This window comes from Photorhabdus noenieputensis (assembly GCF_018448935.1).
Lineage (GTDB): Bacteria > Pseudomonadota > Gammaproteobacteria > Enterobacterales > Enterobacteriaceae > Photorhabdus > Photorhabdus noenieputensis.
Window position 1 is genome coordinate 105904 of the sequence record NZ_RCWC01000005.1, and the last position, 17995, is coordinate 123898.

Genomic DNA, 17995 nt, shown 5'->3' on the forward strand with positions numbered 1-17995 from the left:
ATTTTTAACATTAAATTGAAAGAAATTTCTTAACAAGATTTTTCTTTCAGAAAAAATTTACACAAAGAATGAATGGTTATAAAAAATTCGCAATCATTTCATGAATATATTGGTTATAACTGATCACATCATTTCTAGTATTATCTCTATAGCCCAGAAACCACTTTTGATCTATGCTGAGCGCTAACAACAAGCTTAAGATTATTATTAATCTGAAAGCCCCAAGGAAGATAGAACCTAATGAGTATCCACATCGTTCCTAAAGAACAACTAAGCAAAGATCGTATCAATGAAAAAGCAGCAGATTATATCCCGCCATTGCTTTTTGCTAATCTAAGAAACCTTTATCAACGCCGGGCAGAGCGCTTGCAACAACTAACAGAAAAAAGCCCGTTCGTTGATTATCTTAACTTTTCAGCACAAGTTGCCCAAGCTCAGCAAAAAGCATTGCATGATAATCCATTGACAATGGAGATAGCAGATATCTTAGAAAAATCTGTCATTGACGGTAAACCACCTCTGGATTGCAAAACCTTCCAACGTACTGAACATTGGCAAAAACTGCTTCACTCTCTAATAGCAGAATTATTGCCCGATGCGTCGGAACATGTTAATGCCGCTTTGGATAATCTAGCCAAGTCATCAGAACAGGAGCTGGAACAGATGGCCGATGCTCTGCTGAAAAATGAATTCAGTAAAGTCAGCCCTGAAAAAGCACTTTTTATCTGGGCGGCACTCTCCCTCTATTGGGCGCAAATGGCAAATCAAATCCCCGGAAAAGCGAAGGCAGAATATGGTGAACATCGTCAGTTCTGTCCGGTTTGTAGCAGTATGCCGGTCTCAAGTGTTGTTCAGATCGGCACAACCAACGGGCTGCGTTATCTGCATTGTAGTTTGTGTGAAAGTGAATGGCATGTGGTACGAGTAAAATGCAGTAACTGCGAACAGACACGCGATCTTAATTATTGGTCGCTGGATAGTGAGCACTCCGCAGTGAAAGCGGAAAGTTGCGGTGATTGTGGTAGTTATTTGAAAATCCTCTATCAGGAGAAAGATCCGAAAGTTGAAGCTGTTGCTGACGATTTAGCTTCACTGATCCTCGATGCCAAAATGGAAGAGGAAGGTTTTGCCCGCAGTAGCATCAACCCGTTTTTGTTCCCAAATGAGTAATAGAGAGTTGACGGAATTGCCATGACATATAAACCGAGCCTGTTGTACAGCCAGCTTCCCGCCATTGATCGTCTATTGCGTGAGCCACAAATAACACCATTCGTGGAACAATATGGACAGACGCTGGTCACTGCCACATTAAGAGGAATGCAGGAGCAGGCCAGAATCTATATCAAGCAGCATCAAGCACTGCCTGATTGGTGTGATAACTGGTCCCTGGCTCTCGGTCAGCAACTGGAACAAAAACAAACTTTGGCTTTAAAGCCGGTGTTCAATCTCAGTGGTACGGTGATTCACACCAATCTTGGTCGAGCATTAATGGCAGAATCGGCTATTGAGGCGGTAACACAAGTGATGCGTTCACCCGTAACATTGGAATATTCCCTCAATGACGCCGGGCGTGGGCACCGTGACCATGTTTTGGCAAATTTACTGCGTGAATTAACCGGGGCGGAAGATGCCTGCATCGTTAATAACAATGCAGCGGCTGTGCTGTTATTATTGGCAACCGTGGCATCCGGTAAGCAAGTTGTGGTTTCTCGCGGCGAACTCGTGGAAATTGGTGGCGCATTCCGTATTCCTGATGTGATGGTTCAGGCAGGATGCCGATTAGTTGAAGTCGGTACAACAAACCGCACTCACCTGAAAGATTATCAGCAAGCGATTAATGAAGAGACCGCTCTCCTCATGAAAGTGCATACCAGTAACTACAATATTGAAGGTTTCACCGCAGAAGTGTCTGGCCGTGAATTGGCCGCTCTGGGAATAACCTCGCAAATTCCCACTGCAATTGATCTGGGCAGCGGCTCCATGATAAATATGGCGCAATATGGCTTGCCGACCGAACCTATGCCCCAGGATTATCTGAATCAGGGCATCGATCTGGTCACTTTCTCTGGTGATAAATTACTGGGGGGACCACAAGCTGGCATTATTCTCGGCAAAAAGCGTTGGATAGAAGCAATCCAGCGTCATCCGCTGAAACGTGCTTTACGGGCAGACAAGATGACGCTGGCCGCTTTGGAAGCCACATTGCGGTTATATCAGCGCCCCGAACAACTTTGCCAGCAATTGCCAACGTTACGTTTATTAACCCGTTCACAACAACAAGTGCATAATATGGCACAACAGCTATTACCTCAGCTTCAAGCACATTACGGTGACCAGTTTATTGTTCGTGACGAGCCATGTTATTCACAGATTGGCAGTGGCTCACTGCCGGTTGATCGTCTGCCAAGTTGGGCTTTGACTTTCACCGCTATTGATGGTCAGGGAAGCTCGTTGGAACGGTTAGCCCGGCGTTGGCGTGAATTAGCCAAACCCGTTATTGGCCGTATCTCCGACGGACGTTTGTGGCTGGATTTACGCTGTCTCGAAGATGAAAAAGCGCTATTGCAGGCACTATTACTGTAATTTTCTGAAATACAATAATTTACCAAAATACAATAATCTCCTAAAAATATTATGATTTTTGCCACCGCGGGCCATGTTGATCATGGTAAAACCACACTTATCCAAGCGATTACCGGCGTTAATACAGCCCATTTGCCGGAAGAGAAAAAACGCGGGATGACCATCGATTTAGGTTATGCCTATTGGCCGCAACCGGATGGCTTTTCGGTTGGTTTTATCGATGTGCCCGGACATGAAAAGTTCCTCGCCAATATGTTGGCAGGGATCGGGGGTATCGATCATGTTTTATTGGTGGTTGCCTGTGACGACGGAGTAATGGCTCAAACAAGGGAACATTTAGCTATTCTGCGTTTGATTGGCCGCCCGTCTATGACCGTTGCGCTCACTAAAGCAGATCGAGTGGAATCACAACGAATAGTTGAAGTCCGCCAGCAAATTGAACATGAGCTGGCAAAGCAGGGTTGGGGCGTCCCCTCTCTATTTGTCACGGCTATGACGGATGAAGAAAGTATTGCCCCTTTGAGGCAACATCTGTTGCAGTTACATCAGCAAAATAAGCAGCATGAAAAATTACATCAGCGTTTTCGTCTAGCGATAGATCGCGCTTTCAGTGTCAAAGGAGCAGGTCTGGTAGTCACGGGAACAGCATTGGCTGGCCGGGTCAGTGTGGGAGATCTCCTCTGGCTGACCGGTCGGGATCAACAAGTCAGAGTACGTAGCTTGCATGCTCAGAATCAACAGACTGATACGGCTCAGGCCGGGCAACGTATTGCACTGAATATTACTGGTGATGTTAGTAAAGAACAGCTTTCCCGTGGTGATTGGCTACTTTCCCACAAACCCTTTGAGCATGTAGAAAAGGTATTGGTGGAAGTAGAAACTGATGAATCTTTGCGAAACTGGCAACCACTTCATATTCATCATGCTGCCAGCCATATAACGGGCCGGATTTCATTACTAAATCAACTTTCTGATAAGCCTCTGCTAGCTGAATTGGTGCTTGATAGCCCATTGTGGTTGGTCGAGAATGATCGACTAATACTGAGAGATATCAGTGCCAGAAAAACACTGGCTGGCGCGCGGGTGATAAACCTAAATTCCCCCCGCCGTGGTAAGCGCCAATCAGAATTTTTGCATTGGCTCACTCTGCTTGCCAAAACATCAGATCATGCGGCTAATTTAGCGCTCCATTTGCCACGAGGCGCACTTTCTCTCGACCACTTTTCTTGGGCACGTCAATTAACGGAAACAACTCTCCACCAGCTAATCGTTGATAAGGATGTGGTTATTGCCAATGGTATGGTGTTATCACAGAACAATGCCAGGTTAGCAAAGCAGAAGTTACTACAAATTTTAGCTGAGTATCACCGGCAACATGTTGATCAACTGGGTTTGGGAAGGGCCCGTCTGAAACGGATGGCGCTGCCAACGCTGGATGAAGCACTGGTTTATACTCTGATAGATGCATTGCTCAGTGATGGACAGCTAAAACAATTACGAGGTTGGTTATATCTTCCTGAACACGGTTTGGCTTTTAGCGATGAACAGGCAAAATTGTGGCAACGAATAGCCCCCTATTTCATAGATGATCCGTGGTGGGTACGTGATCTGGCTGCTGATTTAAAAGAAGAAGCAGCAACTATCCGCAATTTGTTGAAAAAATCTGCCCAATTGGGGCATATTATCGCGATTGTTCCTGATCGTTATTATTGCATCCAACGAATTCAACAATTCGCGGAACTAATTCGCCAATTTAATCAAGATCATGGTGCAATTACCGCTGCGGATTTTCGTAATCAACTCGGTATCGGTCGTAAATTGGCTATCCAGATATTGGAATTTTTTGATCGCAGTGGTTTTACTCGTCGTCAGGCTGAGTCACATATTCTCAGAGATAATGGGCTATTCTGATGATTTCTTTATTTAAAATATAGATGATTTCAGCAAAATCACCGTCTTGAACTGATCTGTGTTATTTTGCCAACCGTGAACCATCTATTAATTGGATTCAATACGATATGAAAAAGAAGATAATATCAGGTGTTTATCTGGGATTATTGTTCATTGCAACTTTAATACTAGTTTTTGAAAAAAGTGAAGATATTTACCCGGCACTGATCGCTGTCGGTGTGTTTGGTGTGATATTTGGCCTAGTATTTTCTGTATCAGCCCGGCTACTGTTTTCCGCTGCCTTTACCGGAACGCTGTTTATTATCTTTAAGTTTCTCAATCAGATAAAAGTTCATTACTACAAAGAGCAATTGATGTTCTCCGATCTGAACTTGATGCTTGATCCTGCCAATCAGGAAACATTGCGCCACTATTGGCTGGCCGGTTTAGGCGTTGTCGCTATGTTTATCTGGTTGATGTTTAACATGACGCTGAGCTGGAAAAAATCATCTCCCCGCCGTGGTTTCAAATGGCGTACCGTCGGCTTAGTTCTGGCGGCGTTCTGTACATGGGAAGTGAGCGCTACTGCCAATGCGTTCAGAGAGCAGTGGGAATCTTCACTACCAAAAGGACGTGGCACCGTTACCAATATGGTGATGTCGGCAAAGAATGCCAAATATCATGCGCCTCAGTTTGGGCAATCATCCGATTATTTTCTGCAACAGGCTAAGAATGTTGTGCTGCCTGTGCCGCAGTCAGCGATTAAACCTGATGTGGTGATGTTATTACAGGAATCCACCGTGACTCCGCATATCTATCAATTGCCTGATGATATCCGCTTACCTAATCTTTATATGTTCCAGCGGGATTCTGGTGTCAGCGCACAAAGCCCAATGCGGGTGCAAACTTTCGGTGGTGGTACTTGGTTATCTGAATTCTCCGCCCTGACTGGCTTAAATACGGACGATTTTGGCTCACGTAAGAATGCGGTTTTTTATTTTATTGTTGATCACCTGAAATACAGCTTGTTCCGTGAAATGAAACAGAATGGTTATTACACGGTTGTTTTGACGCCATTTAATAAATCTTCTTACCATTCCGGTCATGCTTATCAGACTCTCGGCGTTGATCGTATTATTCAGCCACAAGAATTGGGATATCCCGCTAGTCTCGATAAAAATCTGTGGACTATCTCTACGCAAGAGATGTTGGGTTATGCGAAAGAAATTTTGGCACAAGAAACGGATAAGCCACTCTTTATTTTCTCACTGACTATGTATGAACATGGCCCATATGATGAAGATCACGCTGATGATTACGGGCTTACCGGGCATGTGAAAAATTCACAGGCAGTGGGTAAATTCAGTCACTATATAGAGAAAATCAAAACTTCTGATCCAGCAATTAAAGATTTCAGTGAGTTTGTTGCTAAACGGGAAAAGCCAACCATGTTCCTCTATTTCGGTGATCATCAACCTAATATCAGCCTAAATCAGTACAATGGCGTATTTTCAAATCCAAGTCATATCACCCAATTTACTATGCGGGATAACTTGCAACAGGGAGAAGCTATCCAGACTGATGAACTGACGGATATTTCATTCCTTGGGGGCATGATTATGGAGAGAGCTAAACTAGATGCTTCACCTTTTTATCGAGCAAATATGACCATGCGTCATCTCTGCCGGGGAGCGTTGGATGATTGTCAGGATAAAGCGCTAGTGGAGAGTTATAAACACTATATTTATCAGCAATTAGACGTTGCAGGTAAAAAGTAAGTTATACCCGTTATCTTTCAAGCTGCCTCTTTGTTGGCTGCACTCACTCACCCCGGTCACATAGTTACCTATGCTCCCGGGGATTCGCTCCCTTGCCGTCGCGATGCATCTCGAAATCCATAGGGTATATATACCCATAATGTGAGTAGGTGCCATATTTATATGGCGCTTGCTGTAGATAATGTTGATGAGAATGTTAATCCCACCCAATTTTCAGGCGCTTTGCTCTGGCTTGTAACCCTCCCAATATCGAATTACTGATATGAACAGGGAAATCTATCGGCAACTGGTCTCTGACATTCATGACAACGGTATCAACCGTCTCAGCATATTCAGTAAGAATTCTTGCCATCGAATCCTTATCAAATCCAGCGACGTTGGCTGTTTGAAAAAAGTGCCTTGGGAATATCTGCTCTATGTTGTACTTCCTACCTCTCGTCCCAGTTAGCCCCATCGCCAATTTGGCATCTCGGGGATGAAGCCCTCTACCTCCGAATACAGGGTACATGGAAAGAATGTCATAAAAAGGCGTTAGCCGATAATGCCCCTCAGCCTCAATAAACAGCGAAAAGTTTTTTGCATGGCCGTCTGTGGCGGCCAACAGCCAAAATAATACCTGGATCTTCATAAATTCATAACGGTCAGTCTCGGCTTTAACCGAACCCAAGAGGCAGGACATGATCTCGGGAATCCCAGGGCCACCATGACTCTCATACTTTTTCGCCGAAGGCACGCTCAAGGTTTGGCAGAAATCTTCCTGAGGCAGCCGCATTATCCAACTGTTGTCAGATGAGTACTTGCGATCAAATCGTTCTACCGCTAATGCTTTTATCTCTCCCACTTTCATCATTAAGCAGTGAGGAACAGGCAGCCCAAACATCCTGGCAATCAACATGCACAGATATTCATTTTCCACACTTTCAGACATATCAATGGAATGTGAATGACTCTCAATTTTACCAATGGGAAGTTTGATGATGTGTGTTGTCGGCGTGGCATTTAATGGCAAACACCAATTTCCATCAATATTTAAAAGCGCTGTCTTTTCCTGTGCGCCAGCAATGGATATACGAAAATCTTCCTCTTCTTCGATCATCCCCAATGGCGCACCAGCTTGGTAGCCAGTTAGCACTTTCTCTAGTTCCACCTTGGATAAGGGCTTGTATTCAATCCTCTTGATATCATTAGCGGATGTACCTTGCGGTACCAATTGCAAAGCTCCTACACTATCTTGACCAACTTTAGCCAGCAGATCAAAAGGTTGAGTTGATTCAGCATTGTGCCTAGCAACAATTCTTCTTCTGACTTCCGGATTATCCGGCAGTAGATTATCGAAAAAGTTATATACCTCGTCACCCTGATAAGCTTGATGACGCAGAGGCATAGACAGTGAAATGGGACGACTACCCGATAACCTAAGCCAGGACTCATCATATTTGAAATGGTGGGAACCAGTATTGGCTTTGGTGAATACTCCAACCCGATAACCATTCATGTAGACATCCAGTGCTGCCATTACCACTCCTCTTTCCACACCGGGTCCGACGTTGTGCAATCATCTTCCACTGACGAATTTATCTTAGCAACGTTTCTTGGCCGGATATCGAGTTCTAAATTCAACGCCGACATAATCTTAAAGAAGGTCTCCAGTTTGGTAGAATCTGGGTGCAGCTCAAAGCTTGATACCGTGTCCTGCCGAATACCCACTTTGCTTGCCACTTTGCCCTGAGAAAGTTTTTGAGTAAGCCTGATATCTTTTAAATACACGCTAAGTTGTTTCGAGTTAGTCACTTTCATATTGAGGTCAACCAATTTGAACAGTTAACCTCATTGTTACACGCTATGGCAGGTAAATCAATTTTTACACGCTATAGACGGTAAATATAATCTTACCTGTTATAACCGGTAAAAAAACCTCACTTCTGCCTTTTACCCACTTACTTCCCAATACAAAAACTCGAAAAAATCCTTCCTAGCAGATCATCGGAGGTAAATTCACCCGTGATCTCACTCAATGCCTGCTGCGCCAGACGCAGCTCTTCTGCCAGCAATTCACCTGAACGGGCAGTCACCAATTGTTCATGGCCCTGTTGTAAATGCTCCGCTGCGGTATTTAATGCTTGTAAATGACGACGACGAGCCAAGAAACCACCTTCGGTATTACTGCTAAAACCCATCGTCTCTTTTAGATGATCGCGCAATAAATCGATACCTTCACCGCTACGGGCAGAAAGTCGAAATAGGGAACAGACTTGTTAGCCTTAGTGACTTTAGAACCATGTTCGGAATTGAAGATAAATATTTACAATTTGAAGATTTGAATAAGCTACTTTTAAAACCAACCATTAAGGAATTAAATCAAAAAAGCAACCTTAGATGGTCGTAATGTTATCTCGTTGTCTCTTTACATTTCAATTTTAAAGAAGACAACCAAATAAAAAAGGTGATTTAAATCACTTTTTACGTTCAAATTTAATAAAATTAACAAACAACATTTTAGATTGCTATTTCTTGATTTATATTACCATTGTAATTTTTACTTATATGTTAGGGTGTATAGTTAATTTATTAAACAACCGGCACATCTGCTTATATCATATAGGAAAATAGAAATCATTAAATAAAAACAAAACACTAATCATATAAAAAACATATTATTAGTGACAAAGAGAAATATCCTTAACATACTTATTTTGAGCCATCCATGATGATTTACTACAGATTAAATATCCTTCAGACTTTAATTTATCATCAACATAAAAAGACACAAACAAAGTAAGAATAAACCCTATTATTGATACACATGAAATATAATCCCCAATTTTACTATTAAGATGTTTCACTTTACCCAATGATATTCTATATAAAATAAAAGAAATATAAATCAACACAGGACTAAACCAAATAGCTCCCGCGCTTTTCCATGAGAATATAATAACACTATCATGCTTAAAAAAATCGATATAATCATTCAATGAAAAAAATATAGATAACACTGCCATAAAAAGAAGCAATAAAATTCCAGAATATAATTTTGCTTTATTTTCATTTATATTATCCACGGCTATATCTACCCCACATATTAAAAAACTGATCCGGATGGTATAGTGTCGGATTTGTTTTTTTATGTTTTATGTTTTTTAAAATTAAGATAATCTTCTAATCTGTAATTATTATCAACAAATGTTTTTAACCGTGGATCATACTTCATCTTATAACTCCATCTGTATAATATATCTTATTGAAATTTTATTTCATATTTTATCGGACTTAGCTATTTTTTCTTTAATTTTTCTGAATTGTTGGGAGCTGGATCAAGTTTACCTGTTGAGGATTGACACTCTGTTTTAATCTGTTCGATAAGATGATAAGTGGCTGCAATTGCGTTTGGCAAAAATCTTCCTGAGGCAGCCGCATTATCCAACTGTTGTCAGATGAATACTTGCGATCAACATGCACAGATATTCATTCTATTTGCAAATAGTCTAGAACGTTTACCAACGCAACTACAGTTTTCCTTGCGGTACGCATATAAATTATATAATTTAGCTAAATTATCTAGATGTTCGATGGTAAAGGTTATGATAAACGAACAAGATATTTATGAAAGGATCAAGCAGGTTTTAGCGAATGCGCCACGCAATCAGTACACGGCTGAACTACATCTACAAATGATTAAGTATGCCGATGAGCTGAAGAACATTACAGCTAAAGACTTTTGTGAAGGTGTTGGGCTTACCCAGAGTTTTGGCACTGAATTCAGTAAAATGCGCAATTTGACGCAGCGTTTGAAAACCGCAGGACTTAATACAGATCTGCTTTAAAACAATTTTATCGATGTAAATTACCAAGACCTGAACGATGAATATGCCTGTATAAGTGGAGTATAAGTATGACTATTCAGACCAATAAGTACGCTAAAGCACGTTTTTTCAAGTGTGCATTGCAGGTAAATTCTTCAGGCTACATAAAATATCGGGGGCAGCAACAGGCGCTTTCTGAAGATGACTATAACCAGCAATTGTTAAATGCTGCGCTAGAGATGGAAATTAAAGTCATTGGCCTGGCTGATCATGGGTCGGTGAATGGTTTTGAAAAGATCAGAGATCTCTTTGCACAACATGGAATCGTGGTGTTCCCCGGCTTTGAAGTTGCCTCCAGTGAGAAAATTCACTTCGTTTGCTTATTTGATGAATCAGCTTCGGCTGATCTGATAAAAATGCATTTGGGCGCATTGGGTGTGGATATAAACCAGCCGGAAGCCCCAGTGCAGAAATCTGCCACGGATATTATTAATTACGTAAACGATAAGGGTGGTTTCATTTTCGCGGCCCACTGTACTAATGATGATGGCGTGTTAAAACGGCGGATGAATCATATTTGGCAACATAAAGGGCTGTTGGCTGCTCAGATCCCAGGTCCAGTTGAGGATTTAAAGAGTGTAGAGAGCGACTTTTATCGTAAAGTTTTCCTGAATAAGGATGATAACTATCACCGCGAGCGGGAAATGGCTGCCATCAATGCCGCTGATGTGGCGAAGCCTGAAGATATTAAAGCTGATGGCGCTTCTTGTTTAATTAAAATGACCAAGCCCTGTTTCACTTCTTTCAAGCAAGCTTTTTTAGATGCTGGCTCCAGAGTGCGGCTAAATTCAGACAAATCGGAAAACTATGCGTCAGCTATCGAACGTGTTCGTTTTGTCGGTGGCTATCTTGATGGTATGGATATTGAATTATCGGATCACTTAAACGCGGTGATTGGTGGTAGAGGTACGGGCAAATCAACCCTGCTGGAGTGTATTCGCTATACTTTTGATTTAGAACCTTTTGGTAAAGCATCGAAAGCTCAGCATGACGCTATTGTAAAAAATAACTTAGGTCTCGAAAAAGGTATGGTTGAAGTAAGAGTTCGCTCTGCAACCATGCATGGCCGCATATTTACGGTGAGCCGCAAATATGGAAACCAGCCAGTAGTGGTGGAGAATGAAAACGGCAGAATTTCACCTTATCACCCCAAAGATTTACTGCCTGGCGTTGAGCTGTACGGTCAGAATGAAATTTATGAAATGACTCGGGATGTGCAAAGCCGAAACCTCCTTATTGAACGATTCTTGGAAGGTGAGCACGAACAGTTTGATAAAACCATAGCCAAAGTGCTAGAGAGCCTTAAGGATAATCGTGAAACCATTATTCGTGCGCTTAGCCAAAAAGCAGATGTTGAGGCAGAAGTTGAGCGCTTACCCAAGTTATTGGATCAGGCTAAACAATTCCAAGCGCTGGGTATTGATGAAAAGTTGAAAGTGATTCCAAAGCTGGAAAAGGAAAAACAACTGAGTGAGAGAGTTAATGAAGAAATTACTCGAATAAAAGAAGCTATCAACATCTTAAAAGACAGTTTGCCAGATACAGTATTTTTAAGCGACGCCAGCTTAGAAGGATTACCACACTCAGATCTTTTAAAACAAAAGCGTCAAGTTTTAGAAATGTTAAAGAGCTCTTTAACTCAATGTTTAATCCGGGTTGAAGAGCTCTCCAGTAAAGCCTCGGGTGATTTACTTCCTCTACAGCAACAACTGTCGGAAAGGTTGCGAGCGGAAGAACAACAACTTGAAAATGCGTTTAAAGACATACCTGCAAGTCAGGGTAAAACGGGTCGGCAGATTGGTGCTGAATATCAAACCTTACTAAAGCAAATTGAACAGATCCGCCCAAAAGAAACTGCCTTGCAAAACCGACAAACCCAACTCAACGAGCTCTATAGTCAGCGGAAGAAACTATTGCTTGAATTAGATCAGCAGACCAGTGCACGTGCTAGCGCCATGCAGAATTCGGTTAAACGGCTCACTCGCAAGTTGGATCAAAAGGTACGCCTTAGCCTGAATTCTAAAGGTAACCGCCAAGAACTAGTGAATTTCCTGAGTGGTTGCAACTTGGAAGGTGTTGGGCAGGAAAGACTAACGTGGGTTTTAGAGGGTGAGTTCACACCCGCTAATCTTGCTGCCACTATTCGCCAAGGTGAAGCTGAATTAACCTCTAATTTCGGTATATCTAATTCCGTTGTACGAGCGTTAAGCCGTTTGCCTGAGCGTAAACTGCTTGAGCTAGAAGAGTTGCTGCTTCCCGATACAATGGGGATTGAGCTGAATATCACTCACGGTGAACGGGAGGCCGTTTTCCGCCCAATTGGGGAACTATCGACCGGCCAACAATGTACAACAATTTTGCACCTGTTGCTATTGGACAACCCAGATCCGCTTATCCTTGATCAGCCGGAGGATAACCTTGATAACGCCTTTATTGCTGAGCGTATAGTTGCTGAGCTGCGCAGAACCAAACTAAGCCGGCAGTTTTTGTTCGCAACCCATAACGCCAATATTCCGGTATTTGGTGACGCGGAATGGATTGGTGTGCTGAGTGTGGAAGATAACAAAGGGTTGATCCTGCCAGAACAGCAGGGTGCGATCGATATGCCCGAAGTGCAAAAACTAGCGGCAGATATATTGGAGGGTGGTAAGAGTGCGTTTAATCAACGCCGTGAAAAGTACGGCTTTAACTGAATGCTTTACTTCCTTGGGAGAGAACGATGTTAAAAACAGAATTGTTGGAAATTATTGCCAATGGCGAAAACTCAGGTGTGGAGTTTAAGCGAGATGATATACGTCCTGAGCAGTTAGCCAAAGAAGTTGTTGCTATGGCCAACTTTCAAGGGGGACGGGTACTGCTGGGTGTGGAAGATGACGGCACTATTAGTGGCGTACAAAGGCACTCTCTTGAAGAGTGGGTTATGAATGTCTTTCAGGGCAAAATTCATCCGATGATTCTGCCGTTTTACGAAGAAGTGAAATTGGATGATGGCAAACTGGTTGCTATCATTAGCTTTCCCATCGGCATTTCGAAGCCCTACGTCGTTCGCCATAGCGGAAAAGAGGAAATCTATATTCGTGTTGGGACAACATCGAGGCTGGCAACTAGAGAGCAGCAGATGCGATTGTTCGAATTGGGTGGAATGCTGCATACCGAAGTAATGCCTGTGCCTCGTACAGATATGAGTTGTTTGGATGACGCTCGCCTAACCAATTATGTAAAGGACATCTTACGAGATCCCGATGTACCTAAAACGCCTGATGAATGGCAAACAAGGCTACTTGGACTGGGTTTTTTAACCGAAGCCGCAGGCAGTGTTTGCTGCACAATAGCTGGCTTGGTGTTATTTGGTAAAAGCCCGAGACGCTATCTCAAACAAGCGGGTTTACGAGTCATGGTATTTCATGGTGAAGATAAGGAATACCAAGCTGCGTTGGATGACATCATTGATGGCCCAATGGTCGGGCGCTGGGATCTTGAAAATGGTGATAAACGGCTAGTCGATGGCGGCGTTATTGAAAGATTTATAGAGGCTATGAGTCCCTTTATTTCTCAAGAGTCTGATCAGGTGAATGAAGAGTTAAGGCGAGAGACGCAGTGGTTTTATCCACTTGAGGCCGTTAGAGAAGCATTGGTCAATGCGCTGGCGCACCGCGATTGGACGCGTTTTGTTGAAATTGAGGTATCTAGTTATTCCGACCGGCTTGAAGTAATTAGCCCAGGTTCGTTACCAAACTCCATGACGGTAGAAAAAATGAAAGCAGGACAGCGTTCACCCAGAAATATCATTGTCATGGAAGTATTACGTGATTATGGCTATGTCGATTACCGAGGAATGGGTGTGAGGACAAAAATTATGCCCCTAACGAAAGCATTAACAGGTAAAGATCCTGAGTTTGATTTGACAGACGATCATTTAAAAACAATCTTGTTTCGGTAACAGATGTTGTGGCTGTTAGAACAGCGTATACCGCACTGTATTTGGCGCTATTTTTTTAAAAGCAATCGGAAAACGACTTTGCAATGCGCGATAGTATTTTGGTAAAACAGATCAAAGCGAAGTAAAAAAGAAAGTACTGTTATATATAAAAGTTTATATATAACAGTGCGTTATGTTTGATATGTTTCGATGGATTTTGAAGCGTTACACTTTAAAAATGACTACTTCACTTCCCAATACAAAAACTCGAAAAAATCCTTCCTAGCAGATCATCGGAGGTAAATTCACCCGTGATCTCACTCAACGCCTGCTGCGCCAGACGCAGCTCTTCTGCCAGCAATTCACCCGAACGGGCAATCACCAATTGTTCATGGCCCTGTTGTAAATGTTCTGCTGCGGTATTTAATGCTTGTAAATGACGACGACGAGCCAAGAAACCACCTTCGGTATTACTGCTAAAACCCATCGTCTCTTTTAGATGATCGCGCAATAAATCGATGCCTTCACCGCTACGGGCAGAAAGTCTAACCAGTGAGTAACCACTTGCTTCTGCAATACTTGTCTCTTCATCGGTCATATCTGTCTTATTACGAACGACTGTGATAGGAAGCGATTTAGGCAGGCGAGCCATAAATTCAGGCCAGATTTCCACAGGTTCAACCGCGTTCGTTGTCGTACTATCCACCATAAACAGTACACGATCAGCCTGCTCAATTTCCTGCCAAGCACGCTCAATACCAATACGCTCAACTTCGTCACTGGCTTCACGCAAACCCGCGGTATCAATGATATGCAACGGCATACCGTCAATATGGATATGTTCACGCAGCACATCACGGGTTGTACCGGCAATATCCGTCACAATCGCCGCTTCACGACCTGCTAATGCATTAAGTAGACTGGACTTTCCTGCATTAGGGCGACCGGCGATAACAACTTTCATCCCTTCACGTAAAAGGCTGCCCTGACGTGCCTGAGAACGCACTCGCTCAAGCTCAACTATCACTTCATCCAACTCAGCTTCGATTTTCCCATCAGAAAGGAAATCAATCTCTTCATCTGGAAAATCAATAGCCGCTTCTACATAGATTCGTAAGTGAGTAAGTGCTTCCACCATTTGATGAACTTGAGTAGAAAAAGCGCCCTGCAAGGAGTTCATCGCTGAACGGGCTGCTTGCTCCGAACTGGCATCGATCAGGTCAGCAATGGCTTCCGCCTGAGCTAAATCCAGTTTGTCATTAAGAAAAGCGCGTTCAGAAAACTCACCTGGGTTAGCGATTCGCACACCAGGCAGAATCAGAATACGTTTAAGCAGCAAATCGAGAATAACCGGCCCACCATGCCCTTGAAGCTCCAGTACATCTTCTCCAGTAAAAGAATTCGGCCCCGGAAAGTAAATAGCAATCCCCTGATCAAGTACCCGGCCATCTACATCACGAAATGGTAGATAATCTGCATAACGGGGTTTGGGTAATTTACCTAATACCACCTCAGCGACCTGCGCGGCTTTCGGGCCGGAAACCCGCAAAATACCAACCCCTCCTCGTCCTGGTGGGGTAGCCTGAGCAACAATCGTATCTGTGGTATTCATGGTTATCCCTCTATTGACTTTTTCGCTCAAATTACTTTTCACTCAAACAGTTAAGGCGGTCAATGACCGCCTTAACTGTTACAACGGCCAGCATATATTCATTCTGGCTGAAGCTATGTTTTATTTCGCTGGCTTTTTCTCACGACTATGCAAGCCGCGTTTTTCCAACCCACGATAAATTAATTGCTGCTGGATAATTGTCACCAGGTTACTGACGATATAGTACAGAACCAAACCTGATGGGAACCACAGGAAGAATATGGTAAATATGACAGGCATATAAGTCATAATCTTCTGTTGCATCGGATCTGTAATTGTTGTCGGAGACATTTTCTGAATGATGAACATTGTCACACCCATCAGCAATGGCAGGATGTAGTAAGGATCTTGCGCAGACAAGTCATCAATCCAGCCAGCAAATGGCGCATGACGCAATTCAACAGAACCCATCAACATGTAATATAAAGCAAGGAAGATTGGCATCTGGATCAACAGAGGCAAACAACCACCCAGTGGGTTCACTTTCTCTGCTTTATACAGTGCCATCATTTCTTGGCTCATACGCTGTTTATCATCACCAATACGCTCGCGCATAGCCGCCAATTTCGGCTGTAACAGACGCATTTTCGCCATTGACGTGTATTGTGCCTTGGTCAGCGGGTACATGATACCACGCACAATAAAGGTGATAACGATGATGGAGAAGCCCCAGTTACCAATAAAACCATGCAGGAACTTCAACAGCTTAAATAATGGCTGAGAGATAAACCACAACCAACCATAGTCTACCGACAGATCCAAGTGAGGCGCTACAGCGGCCATTTCATCTTGAATTTCCGGGCCAATCCACAATGTAGAGGAGATAGTTTTCTCACTATTAGCCGCAATAGAGATTGGCGCACTTTTATAGCCAATCGCAGCCATCTCTTTACCTAATGCGGCAGTGTAGAAAGTACTAGTTTCATTTGCCACGGGAACCCAAGCGGTAGCAAAATATTGCTGCAACATGGCAATCCAGCCACCTTTGGTGGCCACAGACAAAGGTTCACCTTCAATATCGCTAAAGCTATATTTTTTGTATTTGGTATCGTCTGAAGAATAGGCTGCACCACGGTAAGTATGCAGTGCGAAGTTACTGCTGCCTGTATCACGATGCTTTGGCAGTTCAACACTCTGTTTCAACTGACCAAAGAAAGTCATCTGTAACGGTTTTTCCGTCGTGTTATTAATATGGTAATCCACACTAATCGCGTATTCACCACGTTTCAGGACAAATGTTTTAACATAAACAATGCCATCTTTAGTGACGAAATTCATCGGGATACGCAATTCATCCTGCCCATCAGCCAATACATAGCTATCCTGTGCTGCGGTATACAGCGGGCGTTCACTATTCAGCGGATTATCTGGACCATCTTTCCCCGTCAACCCACTTTGCGCTTGATAAGTGAAAGCTGATGTTGTTTCCAATAACTTGAATGGCTGGTTTGAACCCAAGGTATCAGGATAGGCTAACAGGTCAGCCTCTTCGATATCACCTCCACGAGTATTGATGGTCAAAGAGAGCACATCAGTTTTAACCGTGATAAGTTTACCTTTTCCACTGCCTGGTACAGCTTGATTCTCACTGCTCGGCATATCCGTTTGTTGCGTGGCCTGTACTGTCGTTGGCTGCGGATTTTTATCTGTTTCCCATGCTTGCCAGACCAAGAAAGAAACGAACAGCAAAGCGATGAGAAGAAGATTACGTTGCGAATCCATCGTTAGTGTTCTCTGTTATCGTTGTTTTTTACGGGTGGGACAGGATCATCACCACCTTCATGTAAAGGGTGGCATTTTAATATGCGTTTCACCGTTAACCAACAGCCTTTTATCACCCCAAATCGGCATAATGCCTCAATGCCATATTGAGAGCATGTAGGATTAAAGCGACAACGAGGCCCCAACAGCGGGCTTATGACCAACTGATATCCCCGGATTAATGCGATCAGGAAGCGCGAGCCAAACGACAGTGACGACGCCATAATTTACCCAACGCCTCCGTTAACTCACGATTATCAAGCTCAGCAACACCTTTCTTAACCAATACCACAAAATCCATAGGAGGCAACTTATGTTGGTTTAAACGGAAGCTTTCACGGGCCAACCGTTTAATCCGGTTACGCTCATGAGCACGTTTAACATTTTTCTTGGCTATAGTAAGACCGATACGGGGATGCCCCAGCTCATTCAGGCGACCAAGGATAGTAATCTCTGGCGAACTTGCCCGTTGGGGTTGCTGGAAAACATAAGTGAAATGCTTGGGAGTTAACAAGCGTAACTCCCTCGGAAAAGCGAGCGTAACCACTAG

At 43.2% G+C, this 17995-nt stretch carries 15 protein-coding genes and 1 pseudogene; 8 read left to right on the top strand and 8 right to left on the bottom strand.

The features are described from left to right. Positions 1-240 precede the first annotated feature (240 nt). The 4 genes from fdhE to EAE91_RS05925 all read left to right on the top strand — a co-directional run bounded on the left by fdhE (position 241) and on the right by EAE91_RS05925 (position 6251). The gene (gene fdhE / locus EAE91_RS05910) at positions 241-1170 is read left to right on the top strand and encodes a formate dehydrogenase accessory protein FdhE (protein WP_214087675.1); all 930 of its coding nucleotides are present in this window, start codon (positions 241-243) and stop codon (positions 1168-1170) included. 21 nt (positions 1171-1191) lie between these two features. Continuing rightward, positions 1192-2583: an L-seryl-tRNA(Sec) selenium transferase gene (selA, locus tag EAE91_RS05915; protein WP_214087676.1), complete on the top strand. Its 1392-nt coding sequence runs from the start codon at positions 1192-1194 to the stop codon at positions 2581-2583. Positions 2584-2634: 51 nt separating this feature from the next. Beyond that, entirely contained in the window at positions 2635-4494 is a 1860-nt protein-coding gene (gene selB, locus EAE91_RS05920) for a selenocysteine-specific translation elongation factor (RefSeq protein WP_214087677.1), read from the top strand. A gap of 107 nt (positions 4495-4601) precedes the next feature. Further along, positions 4602-6251: an LTA synthase family protein gene (locus tag EAE91_RS05925; RefSeq protein WP_214087678.1), complete on the top strand. Its 1650-nt coding sequence runs from the start codon at positions 4602-4604 to the stop codon at positions 6249-6251. 196 nt (positions 6252-6447) lie between these two features. Here the strand turns inward: EAE91_RS05925 and EAE91_RS05930 are convergent, their stop codons facing one another. The 3 genes and pseudogenes from EAE91_RS05930 to trmE all read right to left on the bottom strand — a co-directional run. Continuing rightward, positions 6448-7767 (bottom strand): type II toxin-antitoxin system HipA family toxin, encoded by a 1320-nt coding sequence (locus EAE91_RS05930; RefSeq protein WP_214087679.1) that lies wholly within the window; start codon positions 7765-7767, stop codon positions 6448-6450. After that, positions 7767-8048 carry a helix-turn-helix domain-containing protein gene (locus EAE91_RS05935; protein WP_214087680.1) on the bottom strand — a complete coding sequence of 94 codons (282 nt, stop codon included), beginning with the start codon at positions 8046-8048 and terminating at the stop codon, positions 7767-7769. The genes EAE91_RS05930 and EAE91_RS05935 overlap by 1 nt, the downstream gene beginning before the upstream one ends. Positions 8049-8188: 140 nt before the next feature. Continuing rightward, a pseudogene (gene trmE / locus EAE91_RS05940) lies at positions 8189-8497 on the bottom strand (tRNA uridine-5-carboxymethylaminomethyl(34) synthesis GTPase MnmE); the annotation flags it as partial. Between trmE and EAE91_RS24925 the strand changes: the two are divergent. Further along, the gene (locus EAE91_RS24925; protein ID WP_376744753.1) at positions 8491-8637 is read left to right on the top strand and encodes a hypothetical protein; all 147 of its coding nucleotides are present in this window, start codon (positions 8491-8493) and stop codon (positions 8635-8637) included. The pseudogene trmE and the gene EAE91_RS24925 overlap by 7 nt on opposite strands. A gap of 271 nt (positions 8638-8908) precedes the next feature. On the opposite strand, the gene EAE91_RS05950 is transcribed toward EAE91_RS24925, so the two are convergent. Further along, a complete protein-coding gene (locus EAE91_RS05950) occupies positions 8909-9313 on the bottom strand; it encodes a DUF1240 domain-containing protein (RefSeq protein ID WP_247983028.1) in 405 nt (134 codons plus the stop codon). 522 nt (positions 9314-9835) lie between these two features. On the opposite strand from EAE91_RS05950, the gene EAE91_RS05955 reads away from it, so the two are divergent. The 3 genes from EAE91_RS05955 to EAE91_RS05965 all read left to right on the top strand — a co-directional run bounded on the left by EAE91_RS05955 (position 9836) and on the right by EAE91_RS05965 (position 14054). Beyond that, complete coding sequence (locus tag EAE91_RS05955) at positions 9836-10075, top strand: HTH-like domain-containing protein (protein WP_041381254.1); 240 nt, start codon at positions 9836-9838, stop codon at positions 10073-10075. Between the two features lie 68 nt (positions 10076-10143). Further along, positions 10144-12807, top strand: a complete 2664-nt coding sequence (locus EAE91_RS05960; RefSeq protein WP_214087681.1) for a TrlF family AAA-like ATPase — start codon at positions 10144-10146, stop codon at positions 12805-12807. Between the two features lie 77 nt (positions 12808-12884). Continuing rightward, a complete protein-coding gene (locus EAE91_RS05965) occupies positions 12885-14054 on the top strand; it encodes an RNA-binding domain-containing protein (protein ID WP_339918494.1) in 1170 nt (389 codons plus the stop codon). A 226-nt stretch (positions 14055-14280) separates the two neighbouring features. On the opposite strand, the gene mnmE is transcribed toward EAE91_RS05965, so the two are convergent. The 4 genes from mnmE to rnpA form a co-directional block, all read right to left on the bottom strand. Further along, positions 14281-15645, bottom strand: a complete 1365-nt coding sequence (mnmE, locus tag EAE91_RS05970) for a tRNA uridine-5-carboxymethylaminomethyl(34) synthesis GTPase MnmE (RefSeq protein WP_214087683.1) — start codon at positions 15643-15645, stop codon at positions 14281-14283. A gap of 120 nt (positions 15646-15765) precedes the next feature. After that, positions 15766-17406 (bottom strand): membrane protein insertase YidC, encoded by a 1641-nt coding sequence (gene yidC / locus EAE91_RS05975; protein ID WP_214087684.1) that lies wholly within the window; start codon positions 17404-17406, stop codon positions 15766-15768. A gap of 2 nt (positions 17407-17408) precedes the next feature. Then, positions 17409-17669, bottom strand: coding sequence for a membrane protein insertion efficiency factor YidD (yidD, locus tag EAE91_RS05980; protein WP_075489364.1), 261 nt, complete (start codon positions 17667-17669; stop codon positions 17409-17411). Continuing rightward, complete coding sequence (gene rnpA / locus EAE91_RS05985; protein ID WP_214052846.1) at positions 17633-17992, bottom strand: ribonuclease P protein component; 360 nt, start codon at positions 17990-17992, stop codon at positions 17633-17635. Before rnpA ends, yidD begins: the two co-directional genes overlap by 37 nt. Between the last annotated feature and the right edge of the window lie 3 nt (positions 17993-17995).